Origin of the sequence: Campylobacter mucosalis, assembly GCF_013372205.1 — a bacterium.
In the GTDB taxonomy this organism is placed as follows: domain Bacteria; phylum Campylobacterota; class Campylobacteria; order Campylobacterales; family Campylobacteraceae; genus Campylobacter_A; species Campylobacter_A mucosalis.
Map to the genome: position 1 here is coordinate 1,202,173 of NZ_CP053831.1, position 17,398 is coordinate 1,219,570.

The window sequence follows — 17,398 nt, forward strand, 5'->3', positions numbered from 1 at the left end:
ATAAGAAACGGCAAAGTCAGCACTTTCTCACAATTTTCACACTTAACTTCCCCTTATCGTGTGTAAAAACTGCATATGCTTTCTGTATTGCTCAATGACATCGTTTATGAGCGTAGCTTCGCTCCAGCCAAGCACATCATAATCCTGACCGCCCTCTTTTAGATAAACTTCAGCACGGTAATAAATATCATCGCCATTTAAAACTTGCGTGTAATCTGGGCTTTCACGCCTAACAAGCTTTATGCCGTAAACAAAATCCATCTCATCACCAAGCCCCACTATAAGCCTTGCAAATTTAGCCTTTTCATCAACCTTTACCTTTGCTTCTAAGCCATTAATCTCAAACTCCGCTCTTAGTTTTTCAAGTGAAACTATAACGACATTGCTTAAAAATTTATCCGCGTGAAATTTATTTGGAAGTGCTATCATCGCCTTAAGTCGCTCCTGCCAAGGCTTTGAAAGATCACTTAAGGGCATATTTGAAATTTCCTGGCTTTGCTTTTTTATGATATCAACCCTAAGTGCTTTAAATAGCCCAAATATCGCAAACAGCAAAGCTATCGTAAATGGCAAGGCTGCAACTATCGTCATCGCTCCAAGCGAGGCAAGACCACCGCCAAGCATCAAAGCACAAGACACCACGCCTATTGTAACTCCCCAGAAAATTTTCTGCCAAAGTGGAGTTTTATCAGAGCCGTTTGAACAAAGCATATTTATAACCATAGCGGCTGAATCAGCAGAGGTTACAAAAAATATCACAACCATAAAAATAGCAATAACGCTTAAAATTTTAGCCATTGGAAATTTAGCTAAAAAGACAAAAATAGCCGTAGAGATGTCGCTATTTACCGCCTGTGCAAGTTCTACAAAACCACCTTGAACTAGGCTTATAGCACTATTGCCAAAAAATGTCATCCAAACAAACGTAAAACCAGTTGGGACAAATAACGCACCAACCACAAACTCGCCTATCGTTCTACCTTTTGAAATTTTAGCTATAAAAAGCCCGACAAATGGCGACCAAGAAAGCCACCAAGCCCAGTAAAGTAGCGTCCAACCGCCAAGCCAACTCTCATTTGCCCTCTCGTATGCGTAAAGATTAAACGTATTTGAAATTAGCGTTGAGATATACTCTCCGCTGTTTTGAACAAGCGTTTTTAAAAGCAGAGTCGTATCACCTAAAAATAGCACCAAAAGCACAAATATGACGGCTGCGATAATATTTGTGTTTGATAAAATTTTAATGCCTTTATCAACGCCACTTGCCGCCGAGATGGTCGCAAGTGATGTCAAAACGATAAGTAGCGTGATATTCATGCTAGGCAAATTAAAAACATAAGAGAGTCCGGCATTTACCTGCACAACACCGTATCCAAGCGACGTAGCGACACCAAAAAGCGTAGAAATCGTGGCAAACGTATCGATAGTATCTCCTAGTTTGCCATAAATTTTATCGCCTATAATAGGATAAAACGCCGAGCGAAGCGTAAGAGGCAGGTTGTGTCTGTATGCAAAAAACGACAAAATAAGAGCAACAATAGCATAAACCGACCAAGCACTTATGCCCCAGTGAAAGAATGTTATATTCATCGCTTGTCTAGCGGCAAAATCGCTATTAGGTTCGCCTGTTGGAGGATTTAAAAAGTGCATAAGCGGTTCGCTCACGCCAAAAAACACCAGCCCTATACCCATACCAGCCGCAAAAAGCATAGCAAACCACGATACATTGCTAAACTCAGGCTTTGTATGATCAGCACCAAGTTTTATGCTTGAAAATCTACTAAGTCCCAAAACTAACACGCAAACAACTATGATAGCTATTGCTAGGACATAAAACCAGCCAAATTTATCTGTAATGAAATTTTGTATATCTTTAAAAAATTTCGCCGAAAGCTCAGGAAAAATTAGCGAAAAAATCGTAACACAAGATATTATAAAAATGGACGGATAAAAAACTGATGGATTAAATTTTTGTGTTTTTGATATGTTCATAAAGATCCTTTTAAATTTTTTAAGCTCCTTTTAACATATCAGAAAAAGGTAAATGAGTAAAATTTAATCCAAACTAAATCATCACTTTCCTATTTTTTCAGAAAACACACAAGCCTGTTTTACGCCACTTTGACACGCTTTTTTGAAGTATTCACGCGCGATATTTTCATCCTTTTTACCATCCATGCCCTGATAGTAAAGCATACCAAGAGAGTAGCTAGCCTGAGCATAACCCAAATTCTCTGAAGTCTGCCAAAATTCCTTGGCTTGAGTTACATCTTGTTCAACTCCTCTGCCCGTGGCAAAAAGCAGTCCCATTCGGTAACTAGCAAGTGCCTTAATACGATCATCCCCTTCTTTTATCGCACGTTCATACAAGGATATCGCGTCCTTATAATCACCCTCTACACAGCTTGCTTTCTCCCTCATCCAAGCGTAGTTATAAATTGCCTCAATGTGACCTTTTTCTACCAATTCCTCATAAATTTTGGCAGCCTCTGTGCAGTTTGCATCATTAAAAGCACGAACAGCCTGTCTAAATTTATCGTCTAAATTTTGCCCAAAAGATATGGCAAAAATCGCGAAACAAACCAGTAAAATTCTCATTTTCTCTCCTTTATGTATTTAAATTCTCAGCAATCTCAAGCACTTCAAAGTATTCATTTTCTAATCTTTCAAGCTCATTTTTACTCGCTTCAAGCTCATCATAAAGCTTTGAAATTCCAACATCTTGATAGATTTTTGGGTCAGCTAAATCGTTTTGTAATCTTTTAATCTTTTCATTTAACTCATCTATTAAATCAGGATATTCGTTTAAAATTTTACTCTGTTTATAGCTTAGTTTTACGCCACTTTTTTGCTTGGTTTGAGCTTCGCTTTGATTGTTTGCTGTTTTTTCAAACTCACTTAGCTCATTTAACTCATCTTCAAGCTCTAAATAAACGCTGTATTCGTTATGTATAACATCAATCTTAGCGCCGCTAAACGCCCAAAGTTTATTTGAAATTTTATCCACAAAATAACGGTCGTGGCTGACAAAAATAATAGCGCCGCTAAAACTTTGCAAATACTCTTCAAGGATGTTAATCGTAGCGATATCAAGGTCATTTGTCGGCTCATCAAGCACCAGCACGTCATACTCTTTTGTAAAAAGAAGCGCAAGTGCCACCCTGTGCTTTTCGCCACCACTTAAAACGCCAACTGGTTTATCTAAAAATTCCTTTGGAAAGAGAAAATTTTTAAGATAGCCATAAACGTGCATATTTCGCCCACGAACCTGCACGATATCGCCACCATTTGGGCAAAAAACCTCAATTAGACTTTTCTCATCGCTTAACTCAGTTCGGTTTTGATCAAAATAGCCAATCCTAACATCGCCACGCTTTATCTCGCCACTATTTGGCACCAACTCGCCAAGAAGCGTCTTTAAAAGTGTGCTTTTGCCTGAGCCGTTTTTACCGACAATGGCTATTCTTTCGCCTTGTAAAACCCTTGCGTTAAAATTTGAGATTAGCTCTTTTTGCCCCATTTTTATGCTTAAATTTTTAATCTCAAAAAGCATTTTTTTGCGGTTTTCATTTAGTCCGCCTTGATTAAAACTCTTTTGAGCACGTTCAAGCTCTAATTTTACCCGCCTAATTACGCCGGGATTTTTTTTAGCCTCTTCACGCATTGCAAGCACTCGCTCTTTTCGCCCTTCGTTGCGTTTTAAACGTGCTTTCACACCACGTCTTAGCCATTCTTCTTCGCCTTTTAACGTCTTTAAAAGCGTCTCGTGAGTTTTAGCTAAACTTGCTAAAATTTCCTGCTTTTTTTCTAAATAATAAGCGTATCCGCCGTCAAAATTTCTAATTTTTGCGTCCTCAATCTCAATGCTACGAGTCGCAATAGCGTCTATAAAATAGCGGTCGTGGCTTATAAAAACTATCGTCTGCTTCGAGTTTTTAAGCATATCTTCTAAAAATCTAACCATATAAACGTCAAGGTGGTTTGTCGGCTCATCAAGAAGTAAAATATCTGGCTTTTTAAGGATTAAAGCACCAAGTGCCACGCGTCTAACCTCGCCACCACTTAGGCTATTTACAAGGCGATTTTCATACTCTTTTAAGCTAAAATATTCAAGCACACGCTCAATATTTCGCTCAATGTCCCAGCCGTCCTTACTTTCAATAAATTTTATAAGCTCATCGGCTCTGTCATGAAGCTCTTTGTTTTTAGGGTCGTGTGCTAGTTTTTCTGAAACTTGCGAATACTCATCTCTTGCGTCAAAAATCTCTTTTAGCTCTAAATTTAGGGCGTCTTTTACATTTAAACCATCATCAAATTTTGGCATTTGAGCTAGCATCTCAATCTTTATGCCATTTTGACGTATCACTCGCCCACTATCAACCTCATAAGCACCACTGATGATTTTCATCAAAGTGCTTTTGCCACCGCCATTTTTACCGATTATCGCCACTCGCTCGTTTTCATTTATGCTTAGGCTAACCTCGTTTAAAATTTCGTTTGCACCAAATTTTTTACTAACTTCTATTAAATCAATTAAAGCCAAATTTTACCCTTAAAAGCCAATAATAAACGCCATTATACATATCGTAAGAGCTATTGGCGTGTAAAAATATCGACCGATTTTATACCACGTATGAGTGCGTTTTGTATGCGCACCTGTGTTTATCTCATCTAAAATTTCATCTTTTTTAATAATCCAAAACCACGATATAGCACCTATTATCGCACCAACTGGGATTATATAGTTTGCCACAAAATCCATCCAAGGACCCCATTTTTGGATATTTTCCATTGTTACGCCAACGCCAAAACAAACCACACAAAGCCCAGCCAAAACGATACTACGCTTTAAATTTGGAAATTTATGCAAAAGACTTTCAGCCACAACTTCAAGCATATTTTGAAGCGATGTAATCCCACCAAAAACTACCGCCGTAAATAAAATAATGGCAAAAATTTGTCCACCAGGCATCTGCTGAAGCACCTTTGGGAGAGTTTCAAAAAGAAGTCCAGGCCCACCAGCAGGGTTCATACCAAATGCAAAAACAGCCGGGATTATCACAAGGGCTGCAACCATAGCGGCTATAGTATCAAACATCGCCGTCTTTTTGGCACTATCTACGATATCCTCGCTCTTTGAAAGATACGCTCCATAAACAAGCATACCAGAGCCAGTTATAGAAAGAGAAAAAAACGCCTGACCCATAGCCACAACCCAAACCATAGGGTCTGCTAACTTCGTAAAATCAGGGATAAATAAAAATTTATACCCCTGTAAAATTCCATCAAAAAACATAACTCTTATGGCCAAAATCGTAAAGAGGATAAAAAACAAAGGCATCATAATTTTATTTGTCTTCTCAATGCTTTTTGCACCAAAAAATAGCGTCAAAAGTGTGCCTACAACGACGATAGCGTGAAATGGCACGACAGAGTAAGGAGTAAAGGCAAACGAGCCAAACCAAGTCGCAGTATCCACGCTCATTAGCGATCCGTCTATGGCTTGAAATAGTGCTTTTAACACGTAAGATATGATAACAGCATAACCAATGGCAATACAAAGCGAACCAACAAGCGGTATCCAGCCCAAAATTTTACCTATTTTTGGGTATCCGCCCGAGCTCCAAGCGTATTCATACGAGCCAAGCGTCCCAGTCTTTGCGCGTCTACCTATGGCGTACTCAGCTGAAAGTCCCACGTATGCAAAAAGTGCTATAAAAAACAGGTAAATTAGCAAAAACGCACCTCCGCCATTTGTGCCCAGCTTATACGGAAAACCCCAAACATTTGCCATACCAACTGCTGAGCCGACACAAGCGATTATAAACGCCCATTTTGATGTAAATTTTTTCTTATCCATTATATATCCATTAAAATTTGATTTTTTTATGATTATACTAAAGCCTGCTTATTTTTAACGTATTTTGTCGTAAATTTCAGCTTTAAAATTTTACAAACGTAACATATTGTGCTTTTATAAAGTAAATTTTTGGTAGAATCAACCGCTTTAAAGGAAATTTATGCAACAAAACAAACCGCTAAGTTTAAAAAAACTAACAATCCCAATATTTATCGATATGTTTTTACACTTTGCGACGCTTATAATAAACACTTATATGGTCACAAAAGTAAGCGTTCATCTTGTTGGTGCTATGGGTGCTGGAAATCAGGTAATGGATCTTTTTATGACCATTTTTAGCTTTCTTAGTGTTGGTTGCTCCATAGTCGTCGCTCAAGCACTTGGTGCAAAAAACAAACACTTAGCAAAACGCGTAATACACGCTAGTCTTACGTTTAATACGCTTTTAGGGCTTAGCTGTGCTATGCTTATTTACTTTTTTGGTTATAAAATTTTAGAGCTTTTAAATGTTCCAAGTGAGCTAAGAAACGAGAGTTTTGTATACCTTCATATGCTTGGCTGGGCACTTTGCTTTGACGGTATTGGTATGGTTATGGCAGCTATTTTAAGGGTTTATAACTTAGCAACAGCAGTTATGATAGTTTCACTTTTAATGAATTTAATAACACTTTTTGGAAACGCTATCGCACTTTTTGGCTGGTTTGATCTGCCAAATTATGGGCTTAAAGGAGTTGCGATATCTACGATAGTTGGGCGTTTTATAGGGCTTATAGTGCTATTTTTTATGATTAAATATTTAGCAGGAGTTAGAATTTATTTAAAAAGACTTCTTGCCTTGCCGTTTGAAATTTTACGTAAAATTTTACACGTTGGTTTGCCTAGTGCTGGTGAAAATTTGCTCTGGATGGCTCAGTATATGGTCGCTTTTGGATTTGTGGCGTCAATGGGCGAGGCGTCGCTATCGGTGCAAACAATCTATTTTCAAATTTCGCTTTTAATTATGCTTTGTGGGGCTAGTATGAGCGTGGCAAATGAGGTAATCGTCGGTCATTTAGTTGGTGCTAAGCAGTTTGATGACGCATACAAACGCACATTTAACGCACTAAAATACGGCATAATCGCAACGGCAATAGTTGTGCTTATTATGTATTTTTCTAAAAATTTTATTATGCTTGAGCTTGGCTTAAATGACGAGCTAAAATCCATAATGCTACCACTTTTTACTCTATCTATTGCGCTTGAGATTGGCAGAACATTTAACATAGTAATGGTAAATGCCCTACGTGCCAGTGGAGATGCGAGATTTCCGCTTATGACGGGGCTAATATTTATGTGGGGGCTTAGTTTGCCACTTGGATACTATCTTGGCATAGTGCTAAATTGGGGGATAATAGGCGTTTGGATAGGCTTTTGTGCTGATGAGTGGGTTAGAGGACTTGTAAATACATACAGATGGAAAAGTAGAAAATGGGAGTCAAAAAGACTTGTTTAACTTAAAATTTTATAATAAATGAAAATTAAATTTAAGATTTCTTTTGATAAAATGCCATTTTTAAATTTCACAAAAAGGATATTTAGTGTTCTCATTTCTAAAAGCGTCCGCTCCTTCAGAGCATAAGGTCGCACCACAAGAGGTAGATTCGCACTATAAAAAATTGCGTTGGCAAGTGTTTGCCGGTGTATTTTTAGGATATGCTGCCTACTACCTAATCCGCAAGAATTTCTCTCTTGCAATGCCTCATCTTATCGAGGAGTATGGTTTTACAAAAGCACAGCTAGGAAGTATCGGCGTTGCGTTATCTCTGGCTTATGGCTTTTCTAAATTTATAATGGGCAACGTTTCAGATAGAGCAAACCCAAAATACTTCATCACGATAGGTCTGATAGGCTCAGCCATTATAAGCCTTATCTTTGGTCTTGTTCCAGGTGTGCTTTCTAGCATTAGTATAATGGTGGTTTTAGCCGCATTTAACGGCTGGTTTCAAGGTATGGGATATCCTCCTGGTGCCAAAACTATGACAAACTGGTTTAGCTCATCAGAGCGTGGCGTTTGGTGGAGCTGGTGGAACGTATCACACAATCTTGGTGGCGGACTTATCGGACCTCTTGCGATACTTGGCATTGCTATATTTGGGGCTTGGCAGTCGCTATTTTACCTACCTGCACTTATTGCTATTGTGATTGCATTTATCATATTCTTCCTAATGAGAGATACGCCAGAGTCACAAGGACTTCCTCCAATAGAAGAGTACAAGGGCGAAAAAGTCACACATAAAACAGAGTCAGCACACACTCTTAGTGCAAAAGACATCTTCTATAAATACATCATCAATAACAAATTTCTTTGGGCTATAGCCATTGCAAACGTATTTGTATATTTCATAAGGTATGGCGTAATAGACTGGGCTCCAACATACTTAAAAGAGGTTAAGCACTTTACATTTGATAAAACTGGCTGGGCATATATGCTTTATGAATACGCTGGAATTTTTGGTATGTTAGCCAGTGGATACTTAAGCGATAAGGTGTTTAAAGGACACAGAGCACCACCTATGCTATTTTTTATGGTTGGTGTGCTAATAGCTATCGTAATCTACTGGAAAAATCCTGCCGGAAATCCGCTTGTTGATAACCTATGTCTAATAGCCATTGGATTTTTAATATATGGTCCGGTTATGATGATAGGACTTCAGGCTGCTGACCTTGTTCCAAAAGTTGCTACAGGCACTGCAACTGGCTTAACTGGCCTTTTTGGATATCTACTAGGCTCTGCTAGTGCTGGTTGGGTTATGGGAAAATTAGTCGATGAGTTTGGCTGGGATGGTGGATTTTATGCGCTAATTGTTTCGTGTATTCTTGCATTTGTATTTATCGCATACACACTTTTGCATAAGACTTCAGCTCAAATAAAAGCAAAGGAAGATGTGGCTTAAGCCAAAAATGCAAAAGATAGTTTGTATCAAATTTTATGAGTTTGATATCACTTTGAAATTTAAAAAAGGCGTTAAAAACTTACACCTTAGAGTGAGCAAAGATACGAAAATTTCGCTCACTCTACCATTTTACACAACGCAAAAATTAGCCATAAATTTCTTAGAACAACACAAAGAATGGCTAAAATCAACACACGAAAAAATAGCTAAAAATCTACCAAAAGATGATGAAATTTTATATCTTGGAAAGTTATATAAGTTAGAATTTAAAGAAAATATAACTGGTGTTAATATATACGAAGCTAAAATTTTAGCTCCCAATCAAAAGAGTTTAGAGAAATTTCAAAAGACAAAGGCAAAGGAATTGTTTAGCGACACTATGGCTAAATTTTTACCACTGATAAATAAAAGTGTAAATCGTCTATCAATACGAAAAATGCAAACTCGCTGGGGGAGCTGCAACTGCAAAAAAGGTTACATAAATCTTAATTTAAACCTGCTAGAAAAACCTGTAAATTTAATAGAATATGTCATCCTTCACGAACTAACCCACCTAATATATCCACATCATCAAAAAAGCTTTTATGATTTTATCCAAAGAGTTATGCCTGATTTTAGAGAACGCGAGAAAATGCTAAATAGTATGCCGCCAAATTTGACGGCATAGCTTAAGCTAGTTTTTTATCAGATAAATTTTTCATCCACTGGGTCATAAACACAAACGCATAAATCGCAGCACCTATTAAATATCCCACATACTCATTTGGTATGATTGAGTATTTAGAACAGATATTTGGCACAAGAGTTAGTGGGACAACCGGGATTAGAAGCAGACGCTCCCAAAGCCTGATTTTGGTTACAAAATAACCTTGCAGAATCGAGCTAAACGCGAACATACCAATTATCGCCATTATGAAAACCAGACCTATTTCAAGCGGATTACTCATCCATACAATACCTTTTGCGTCCAAAGGATCGTTTGGATTTACGCTTTCTATGAGCATTAGTTTGTTATTAAAGAAAAATGCAAACGGAAGTATCGCTGTGCGTAAATCATAGAAAAACCCTTGCAAACCAACGGTTACTGGATTTGCCTTTGCTATGCCTGCTGCTGCGTATGCTGCTATACCAACAGGTGGCGTGTCATCGGCTAAAATTCCAAAGTAAAACACGAACATATGAGCAGCAATTGCAGGAACTAAAAAGCCATTTTTATAAGCCAAAAGCAAAATTACAGGTGCTACAAGACTTGAGACAACAATGTAGTTTGCAGTCGTTGGAAGCCCCATACCAAGCACCAATGACATAACAGCCGTTAGCAAAAGTATAAGAAGTATGTTGTTTCCAGCTAATTGCTCTACAACATCTGAAAGGACTTGACCAAGACCAGTTAAGGATATAGAGCCAACTATAATACCAGCCAGTGCCGTAGCAGCCGCGATAGTAGCCATACTTTTTGCAGCTGCAACCATAGACCAAAAGATATCTTCAAAGCCAACCAAAACATCGTATTTGCTTATCTTTTGACCCTGTGCTAGTTTTTTTGTAGGCTCTTGAAAGACCATTATTAAAAACAAAAATCCAATAGCATTAAAAGCAGCAGATATGGCAGACTCTTTTGCGATTAAAAGCGTGTAAAGCAACACCAAAATCGGCATTAAATAGTGAAGACCACTAACAAAAATTTTAAACCTTGAGTGATATTCGCTCTCTTGTATGCCCTTAAGTCCAAGCTTACAACTCTCTAAATGCACGATAAAAAACAGCGAAATATAACACGCAAACGCGGGGATAACAGCAGCAACCATAACATTTGTATAGCTCATACCCAAAAATTCAGCTATTATAAACGCAGCCGCACCCATAATAGGTGGCATAAGCTGACCATTCACACCAGCTGCAACCTCTATGGCTCCAGCTTTTACCCTGCTTAGTCCAGCCTTTTTCATTAGTGGAATAGTAAAAGTGCCGACCGTTACGACGTTTGCTGTAGAGCTACCGCTAACCATACCAGTTAAACCACTTGCGATAACCGAAGCCTTTGCTGGACCTCCGCGAAATTTTCCAAGTAACGAAAACGCTAAATTTATAAAATACTGCCCTGCTCCGGCTCTCTCTAAAAGTGAGCCAAAAAGCACAAAAAGATATATAAAACTAGCGCTAACACCGATAGGAACACCAAAAACACCCTCAGTTGTTAAAAACATATGTCCTGCTAATTTTTGCAAACTAGCACCCTGATGAGCAATGATATCTGGCATATACTGACCAAAATAGTCATAGGCTAAAAATATGATACAAATAACGCCAAGAGCTGGTCCTAAAACTCGTCTTCCAGCCTCTATTAAAAGCAATATAGCAATACAAGCAATAATAATATCACGACTCAAATAATCGCCAGGACGTTCAGCAAGACCATAAAAATCTATCGCTGGATAAAGCACTACAAAAATTCCAACTATAAAGGCTAAAATATCATAAAATGGTACTTTTGTATGAGCTTGTTTATGAAATTTCACTGGATATAGCAAAAATATCAAAGCAACCGCAAATGCTAGGTGCAAAGATCTTGATATTGTTGTATTAAGCGGAAAATAGGCTATATAAAGCTGAAAAGCCGACCATAAAAAGCAAATTCCCGCTATTAAATAATTATAAAACGTGGAGTCTATCTCTCGTGTTTTAACCTCTACAAACTGCTCTTCGTTCTCGTTTGTATCTTTCATTTTACCCCTTATTTTTTTGTAAGGCTAGATTATACAAAAAATCAAATTTTACTTAGCTTAGTAGTGCCGATTGTTTGTTTGGCACTACTAAATTTGAGATTATTTTATTATACCTGCTTCTTTAAATACATCTTGTGCGGCTGGGTGAAGTGGAGCTGAAAGACCCTCTATCAAACTCTCTTTTGTTACAGATTTTAACGCAGGATGAAGTGTTTTATACTCATCAAAATTATCGATAATAGCTTTTACCACGGCTTTTACACTAGCGTTGCTCATATCTTTGTTTGTTACCAAAACAGCCTTTACGCCGATAGTATTTACGTCGTGATCTACACCCTCATAGCTACCCTTTAGTATCACGCCCTTTGCAAAATATGGATACTCTTTTAGCATAGCGTCTATTTCGCTACCCTCGATATTTAAGATATCAATAGGAAGCGAATTTGCAGCGTCTGTGATGTTTGCAGTTGGATGTCCTACAACAAAGCTATATCCATCGATCTTTTTATCTTTTAGTGCGTGTGGGCACTCTTGAACGGTTAAAACACCGCGATGTCCGAGATTTGCCACATCAAGCCCTTTTGCCTTAAATACAGCAAGTGTTGTAACCTCGTTTCCGCTACCAGGATTGCCAACATTATACTTCTTACCAGCTAGATCAGCTACGCTTTTTATATTTGCGTCTTTAGCCACAACAAACGCCAAAAGCTCTGGATAAATCGACACAACAGAGCGTAAATTTGTATCAGCTGCGCCGCTAAATTTTCCAGTGCCATTATATTTGTCATAAACAACGTCGCTTTGAACAAATCCGAAGCTTAGCTCCTTTTTAAGTACGTTATTTACGTTATAAACAGAACCACCAGTTGATTGAACCGAGCATTTAATGTTTGGATCTTTATTTACCAAGCGACAAATCGCTCCGCCTATTGGATAGTATGTTCCGGTCATACCGCCTGTTCCAACGCTAACAAACTCCTTTGCACTAAGCGCAGAAGCCAAAAGCAAACTAGAAAGTAAAACACAAGCCTTTTTCATCGATCTCTCCTTTTAAGAAATTTCAAACATTGTGACATTTTAATGATTTTATTTTCTTTAAGCCCGAAATTTTTGGTTTAAATTTAAAATTACGTGTTAAAAAATGAAACATTTTAATCAATAAATCTCTTTGTTAAATCTGCATAATTTTCAATCCGTCTATCACGTAAAAATGGCCAAATTCTACGCACATCTTCGCTTCGTTTCATATCAATATCTACTAAAAAACACGCCTCATCTTGCTCATTTGCCCTAAAAATTTGCTCCCCTTGTGCTCCAAAAACAAAGCTATTACCCCAAAATCTAATGCCTTTACTAACGCTAGAGCTATCGGCTTCAAAACCAACGCGATTTACTGCCACAACAGGCACACCATTTGCCACGCTATGCCCACGCTGCACAGCGACCCACGCTTCTAGCTGACGCGATTTTTCAGCCTGTGTATCATCATCAAACCAACCTATCGCCGTTGGATAGATTAAAATCTGAGCCCCCTTTAACGCCATTAAACGAGCCGCCTCAGGATACCACTGATCCCAACACACCAAGACACCAAGTTTGCCAACACTAGTTTGTATCGGCTCAAAGCCCAAATCACCTGGCGTGAAGTAAAATTTCTCATAAAACTGCGGGTCATCAGGTATGTGCATTTTGCGGTATTTACCAGCTAGTGTGCCGTCACGTTCAAAGACAAAAGCCGTGTTGTGATAAAGTCCGGCGGTGCGTTTTTCAAATAGCGAAGTAACCAAAACAACGCCATTTTGCCTTGCTACATTTGCCCAAAATTTCACATCACTCTCCCAATCATTTGCCAAATCAAAAAAGCCCACGTCTTCGCTTTGACAAAAATACTGCGTTTGATGAAGCTCTTGCAAGACTACAAGCTCTGCCCCACCCTGCTTTGCCTGTGCGATTAGATCGCAAGTTTTAGCTATTGTAGCCTCTTTTGTGCCGTGAAATTTTTGCTGAATTAGTGCTATTTTCATTTTTATCCTTTATTTGATATTACGCAACGCTCGTCATTGCCGTGATTTTCGCCACCACTATCATCAACCGGATCAAGCTCTGGCGTGATTATCCAAATTTTATCATTAAACCTAACTTTTATCTCTCTTATAATCTCATCTGAAATTTCGTGTGCCTTTAAAAGCGAAAAATTACCATTAAAAACTAGATGATAGCTTAAATATGTATAGGCTCCACTTTGGCGACTTTTTAGGTAGTGAAAACTTGAAATTTCAGGCTTTGAAAGGATGATTTGCACCACTTCATTTATAATCTGGCTAGGCAGGGCAGCGTCAAGCAAAATTAGCACCCCTTCGCGTATGAGCGAGATTGCCGAGTAGATGATATAAATGCTTATCATTATGCCTAAAATCGCGTCAATTAGCACAAAGCCAGTAAATTTTATCACGATTAGAGCGATGATGATGGCTAGGTTTGAGTAAAAGTCGCTTTTGTAGTGAAGTGCGTCTGCCTTGATGATTAGGTTGTTTGTTAGGGTTGCAATTTTGTTTAAAAATAGTATCAAAGCACCGGTCAAAACGAGTGAAACTAGCATAACATAAAGTCCAATGCTAACATCAAAATTTTGCTCTGGGATGAAAATTTTCTTAACGCTTTGATAAAGGATAAAAAGTCCGATACCAATGATAAAAACGCCCTCAAAGAGTGATGAGAGTGCTTCAAGTTTGCCGTATCCGTAGTTAAATTTCGCATTTGGTGCGTCGCTTGATTTTTTAAGTGCCAAGAAATTTAAAAATGAAACCAAGCAGTCAAGCATAGAGTCAATGGCTGAGCTCATAACCGAAACCGAACCGCTTAAAAATCCGGCTATAAATTTAAAAATCGCCAAAATTACAGCGGTAAGTCCAGCTGTAATCACGGCTATTTTTTTAAGCAAAAATGGATTTGTTTTGGCTAATTTCATCTTGCAAATCTATTCTCCCGCTTCACTAAAAACCTGCCTATCGGCACCGCTTCGCTTGTTTTTCGCTTCGCTAGAAACATTTTGCTTCGCAAAAGCGTGATACTTGTTTTTCGCTTCACTAAAAACCTGCCTATCGGCACCGCTTCGCTTGTTTTTCGCTTCGCTAGAAACATTTTGCTTCGCAAAAGCGTGATACTTGTTTTGTGATGAGCAGTGAAGTGAGCCATTTTGACGGACAAAAACGAGCGAATTTACGCCGATTACCTTGTGATTTGGTAAGGCATTTTGCAGTGCTTCAAGCACGATTTTATCGTTTTTATCATCGTAAGTTGGCACGATTAAAGCGTCATTTATAAATATAAAATTTGTATATGTGCAACCAAGCCTTTTATCATCATAAAATTTCGGGCTAGGTAGTGGCAAGGCAAGTAGCTTAAAGCCGGTTTTTTCAAGCTCATCTCTCATAGCTCTTAGTGCATTAAAATGCTCATCACTACGATCATCACAACTTGCGTAAGCTATCGTATCAGGCGTGATAAAACGAGCCAATGTATCAATGTGATGATCGGTATCATCGCCCTTTATAAAGCCATTTTTTAGCCAAATCGTGCGTTTTAATCCAAAAAGCTCACTTAATTTTGCTTCAATTTGGCTCTTATTTAGGCTTGGATTGCGATTTTCATTTAGCAAACAATGCTCAGTCGTAAGCAAAACACCATCGCCGTTAAAATCCACACTACCGCCTTCAAGCACCATATTAACACTTTCTAGCTCACCTTTAAAATGTGCATTTAGTGCGGTATTTACGGCGTTATCGTTGCTACTTTTAAATTTATTGCCCCAAGCATTGAAGTTAAAATCGTAGCTTTTTATACCATTACCACACAAAACATCAATCATACCATAGTCCCTAATCCACGTATCATCAGTTGCAATCTCTAAAAATTCGCAGTTAGAAAATTTCTTAAAACGCTCTAAAATTTGCGTGTCCGGACAGATTAAAACGCACTTTTGATACGGCACAACAGCACGAACAAGCTCTTCATAACTAGCTAAAATTTCATCTAAATATGGCTGCCAGTCGGTGTTTTTATGTGGTAAAGATAAAAGCAAGCACTCTTGTTTCTCCCACTCGCCAAATGCTCTAATCATTTTTTCTCCTTTTATATTTTTATATTTTTTAAGTGGGTGGGAACTAGAATTACGAAACCGCCCCCACCCCCTTAACAACCCCCGCCCCCAGCACGTTAGCGGTTGTAGCACTTTGTGCTATTTTACTCTCTTTTGTTTGTAAATTTTAAAAATCCCAAAAATTGTTATAAAAATCCAAAAAACTTCAATTAAGAATGAGCCGAGATTAAAATGCACCAAAAGCGAGATGATGAGCAAAATCGCACCAGCTAAATTTATGTATTGATAGGCTAAATTTTCTGCACTCATCTTGCCAAGTTGAAGCAAAAAATACGCCCCAACAATGCAAAGCATACCCAAAAATCCTATAATCTGAAAAATATCCATAAAAACTCCCACAAATTAAAAAGGCTAATTTTAACATAAATTAACGTTTTTTGGCTAAAATCACGTTTTATGAAATTTGGACGGATTTATGGATTTTGAATTTATTAGTGAGTTTTATCCTATGTATGTTAGAGCTGGAATTTTAACGCTCAAACTTGCATTTTTAGGTATTTTCTTTTCAATTATCATAGGCATTTTTTGTATGTCAGTGCGGTATTATAAGGTAAAATTTCTAATCCCGTTAATAAATGGCTACGTTGAGCTAAGTCGTAACACACCGCTTTTAATCCAGCTTTTCTTTTTATATTATGGACTACCAAAGCTTGGCGTTAGCATTAGCTCGTTTAGCTGTGCTGTTATCGGTTTAGCGTTTTTAGGCGGTAGTTATATGGCTGAGAGTTTTAGGCTAGGATACGAAGCGGTTAGAAAGAGCCAGATAGAAGCAGGACTTAGTCTTGGGCTAAATCAGGTGCAAATTTTATACCACATAATCACGCCACAAGCGTTTAGTGTTTCACTGCCTAGCATCGCTGCAAACGTGATTTTCTTGCTTAAAGAAACCTCAATCGTTAGCATTGTCGCCCTTGCTGATTTAGTTTATGTTGCAAAGGATTTAATCGGACTTTATTACAAAACTGACGAAGCGTTATTTATGCTTGTTATTAGCTATCTAGTCATCATTTTGCCAATTTCACTAGTGCTTTCACTAATTGAAAGGAGAATTCGTGCAAGATAGTGTGCTTTTTAACGCCCAAAATTTGCTTAGACTTGGCGAAGGACTTGTCGTAAGTCTTGAAATTTCAATCCTTTCAATCATTATCTCTATTTTTGGCGGACTGATTTTAGGCGTTTTAATGAGCCTAAAAAACCGATTTTTATACGCCACTCTTAAAATTTGCCTTGAAATCGTGCGAATAATGCCAACAATCGTCTGGCTTTTTATATTTTATTTTGGTTTAGCACGTGCGTTAAATTTGCATTTAAGTGCATTTGGTGCTTCACTTGTCGTGTTTAGCATTTGGGGTATTTTTGAGATGATGGATATCGTGCGTGGAGCGGTTGTTTCTATACCAAAACACCAGTTTGAAAGTGCAACTTCACTTGGGCTAAACAGGCTTCAAATTTACATTTATATCATCATACCGCTTGCTACAAGACGCTTGGTGCCGGGTGCTGTAAATTTGCTAAGCCGTATGATAAAAACAACATCAATCGTAGTATTAATCGGCGTAATTGAGGTCGTAAAAGTCGGCCAGCAAATCATAGAAAGACACGTTTTTAGCGATAATTTAGCACCTTTTTGGATTTATGGCTTTATATTCTTTTTATATTTTATAATTTGCTATCCGATATCAAAATTATCAGCCAAACTTGAACGCCGTTGGGAGTAGAG

General features: G+C 38.1%; 15 protein-coding genes. 5 read left to right on the forward strand and 10 right to left on the reverse strand.

Annotated features, from left to right (window positions below; all coding sequences use genetic code 11):
• Nucleotides 1-42: 42 nt before the first annotated feature.
• From CMCT_RS06305 to CMCT_RS06320, 4 genes are all read right to left on the reverse strand, one after another.
• Nucleotides 43-1,992: a BCCT family transporter gene (locus CMCT_RS06305; RefSeq protein WP_034969725.1), complete on the reverse strand. Its 1,950-nt coding sequence runs from the start codon at nt 1,990-1,992 to the stop codon at nt 43-45.
• Nucleotides 1,993-2,073: 81 nt separating this feature from the next.
• Nucleotides 2,074-2,598: a tetratricopeptide repeat protein gene (locus tag CMCT_RS06310; protein WP_034969722.1), complete on the reverse strand. Its 525-nt coding sequence runs from the start codon at nt 2,596-2,598 to the stop codon at nt 2,074-2,076.
• Nucleotides 2,599-2,608: 10 nt separating this feature from the next.
• Complete coding sequence (gene abc-f / locus CMCT_RS06315; protein ID WP_034969719.1) at nt 2,609-4,543, reverse strand: ribosomal protection-like ABC-F family protein; 1,935 nt, start codon at nt 4,541-4,543, stop codon at nt 2,609-2,611.
• Nucleotides 4,544-4,552: 9 nt separating this feature from the next.
• Entirely contained in the window at nt 4,553-5,860 is a 1,308-nt protein-coding gene (locus CMCT_RS06320) for a sodium-dependent transporter (protein WP_169752917.1), read from the reverse strand.
• 160 nt (nt 5,861-6,020) lie between these two features.
• Between CMCT_RS06320 and CMCT_RS06325 the strand changes: the two genes are divergently transcribed.
• From CMCT_RS06325 to CMCT_RS06335, 3 genes are all read left to right on the forward strand, one after another.
• The gene (locus CMCT_RS06325) at nt 6,021-7,352 is read left to right on the forward strand and encodes an MATE family efflux transporter (protein WP_034969717.1); all 1,332 of its coding nucleotides are present in this window, start codon (nt 6,021-6,023) and stop codon (nt 7,350-7,352) included.
• An 85-nt stretch (nt 7,353-7,437) separates the two neighbouring features.
• The gene (gene pgtP, locus CMCT_RS06330) at nt 7,438-8,793 is read left to right on the forward strand and encodes a phosphoglycerate transporter protein PgtP (RefSeq protein WP_034969714.1); all 1,356 of its coding nucleotides are present in this window, start codon (nt 7,438-7,440) and stop codon (nt 8,791-8,793) included.
• Between the two features lie 7 nt (nt 8,794-8,800).
• Entirely contained in the window at nt 8,801-9,460 is a 660-nt protein-coding gene (locus CMCT_RS06335; protein ID WP_244948639.1) for a M48 family metallopeptidase, read from the forward strand.
• A 1-nt stretch (nt 9,461) separates the two neighbouring features.
• Here the strand turns inward: CMCT_RS06335 and CMCT_RS06340 are convergent, their stop codons facing one another.
• The 6 genes from CMCT_RS06340 to CMCT_RS06365 form a co-directional block, all read right to left on the reverse strand.
• Complete coding sequence (locus tag CMCT_RS06340; protein WP_034969709.1) at nt 9,462-11,519, reverse strand: TRAP transporter permease; 2,058 nt, start codon at nt 11,517-11,519, stop codon at nt 9,462-9,464.
• A gap of 99 nt (nt 11,520-11,618) precedes the next feature.
• Nucleotides 11,619-12,557 (reverse strand): TAXI family TRAP transporter solute-binding subunit, encoded by a 939-nt coding sequence (locus CMCT_RS06345; RefSeq protein WP_034969706.1) that lies wholly within the window; start codon nt 12,555-12,557, stop codon nt 11,619-11,621.
• 113 nt (nt 12,558-12,670) lie between these two features.
• Complete coding sequence (locus CMCT_RS06350) at nt 12,671-13,543, reverse strand: carbon-nitrogen hydrolase (protein WP_034969703.1); 873 nt, start codon at nt 13,541-13,543, stop codon at nt 12,671-12,673.
• Nucleotides 13,544-13,545: 2 nt separating this feature from the next.
• A complete protein-coding gene (locus tag CMCT_RS06355; protein WP_051654909.1) occupies nt 13,546-14,487 on the reverse strand; it encodes a cation diffusion facilitator family transporter in 942 nt (313 codons plus the stop codon).
• 9 nt (nt 14,488-14,496) lie between these two features.
• The gene (locus tag CMCT_RS06360) at nt 14,497-15,636 is read right to left on the reverse strand and encodes an agmatine deiminase family protein (RefSeq protein ID WP_176325139.1); all 1,140 of its coding nucleotides are present in this window, start codon (nt 15,634-15,636) and stop codon (nt 14,497-14,499) included.
• Between the two features lie 120 nt (nt 15,637-15,756).
• Entirely contained in the window at nt 15,757-16,005 is a 249-nt protein-coding gene (locus CMCT_RS06365; RefSeq protein ID WP_171994184.1) for a CBU_0592 family membrane protein, read from the reverse strand.
• Between the two features lie 88 nt (nt 16,006-16,093).
• On the opposite strand from CMCT_RS06365, the gene CMCT_RS06370 reads away from it, so the two are divergent.
• Nucleotides 16,094-16,741 (forward strand): amino acid ABC transporter permease, encoded by a 648-nt coding sequence (locus CMCT_RS06370; RefSeq protein ID WP_176325073.1) that lies wholly within the window; start codon nt 16,094-16,096, stop codon nt 16,739-16,741.
• Nucleotides 16,731-17,396 (forward strand): amino acid ABC transporter permease, encoded by a 666-nt coding sequence (locus CMCT_RS06375; protein WP_034969370.1) that lies wholly within the window; start codon nt 16,731-16,733, stop codon nt 17,394-17,396. The genes CMCT_RS06370 and CMCT_RS06375 overlap by 11 nt, the downstream gene beginning before the upstream one ends.
• Nucleotides 17,397-17,398: the final 2 nt, after the last annotated feature.

What these genes read in the sequence shown, in the direction of transcription:
- CMCT_RS06305 (WP_034969725.1), bottom strand. Translation starts at nt 1,992, where the DNA reads ATGAACATATCAAAAACACAAAAATTTAATCCATCAGTTTTTTATCCG.
- CMCT_RS06310 (WP_034969722.1), bottom strand. Translation starts at nt 2,598, where the DNA reads ATGAGAATTTTACTGGTTTGTTTCGCGATTTTTGCCATATCTTTTGGG.
- CMCT_RS06320 (WP_169752917.1), bottom strand. Translation starts at nt 5,860, where the DNA reads ATGGATAAGAAAAAATTTACATCAAAATGGGCGTTTATAATCGCTTGT.
- CMCT_RS06325 (WP_034969717.1), top strand. Translation starts at nt 6,021, where the DNA reads ATGCAACAAAACAAACCGCTAAGTTTAAAAAAACTAACAATCCCAATA.
- CMCT_RS06335 (WP_244948639.1), top strand. Translation starts at nt 8,801, where the DNA reads ATGCAAAAGATAGTTTGTATCAAATTTTATGAGTTTGATATCACTTTG.
- CMCT_RS06340 (WP_034969709.1), bottom strand. Translation starts at nt 11,519, where the DNA reads ATGAAAGATACAAACGAGAACGAAGAGCAGTTTGTAGAGGTTAAAACA.
- CMCT_RS06345 (WP_034969706.1), bottom strand. Translation starts at nt 12,557, where the DNA reads ATGAAAAAGGCTTGTGTTTTACTTTCTAGTTTGCTTTTGGCTTCTGCG.
- CMCT_RS06350 (WP_034969703.1), bottom strand. Translation starts at nt 13,543, where the DNA reads ATGAAAATAGCACTAATTCAGCAAAAATTTCACGGCACAAAAGAGGCT.
- CMCT_RS06355 (WP_051654909.1), bottom strand. Translation starts at nt 14,487, where the DNA reads ATGAAATTAGCCAAAACAAATCCATTTTTGCTTAAAAAAATAGCCGTG.
- CMCT_RS06365 (WP_171994184.1), bottom strand. Translation starts at nt 16,005, where the DNA reads ATGGATATTTTTCAGATTATAGGATTTTTGGGTATGCTTTGCATTGTT.
- CMCT_RS06370 (WP_176325073.1), top strand. Translation starts at nt 16,094, where the DNA reads ATGGATTTTGAATTTATTAGTGAGTTTTATCCTATGTATGTTAGAGCT.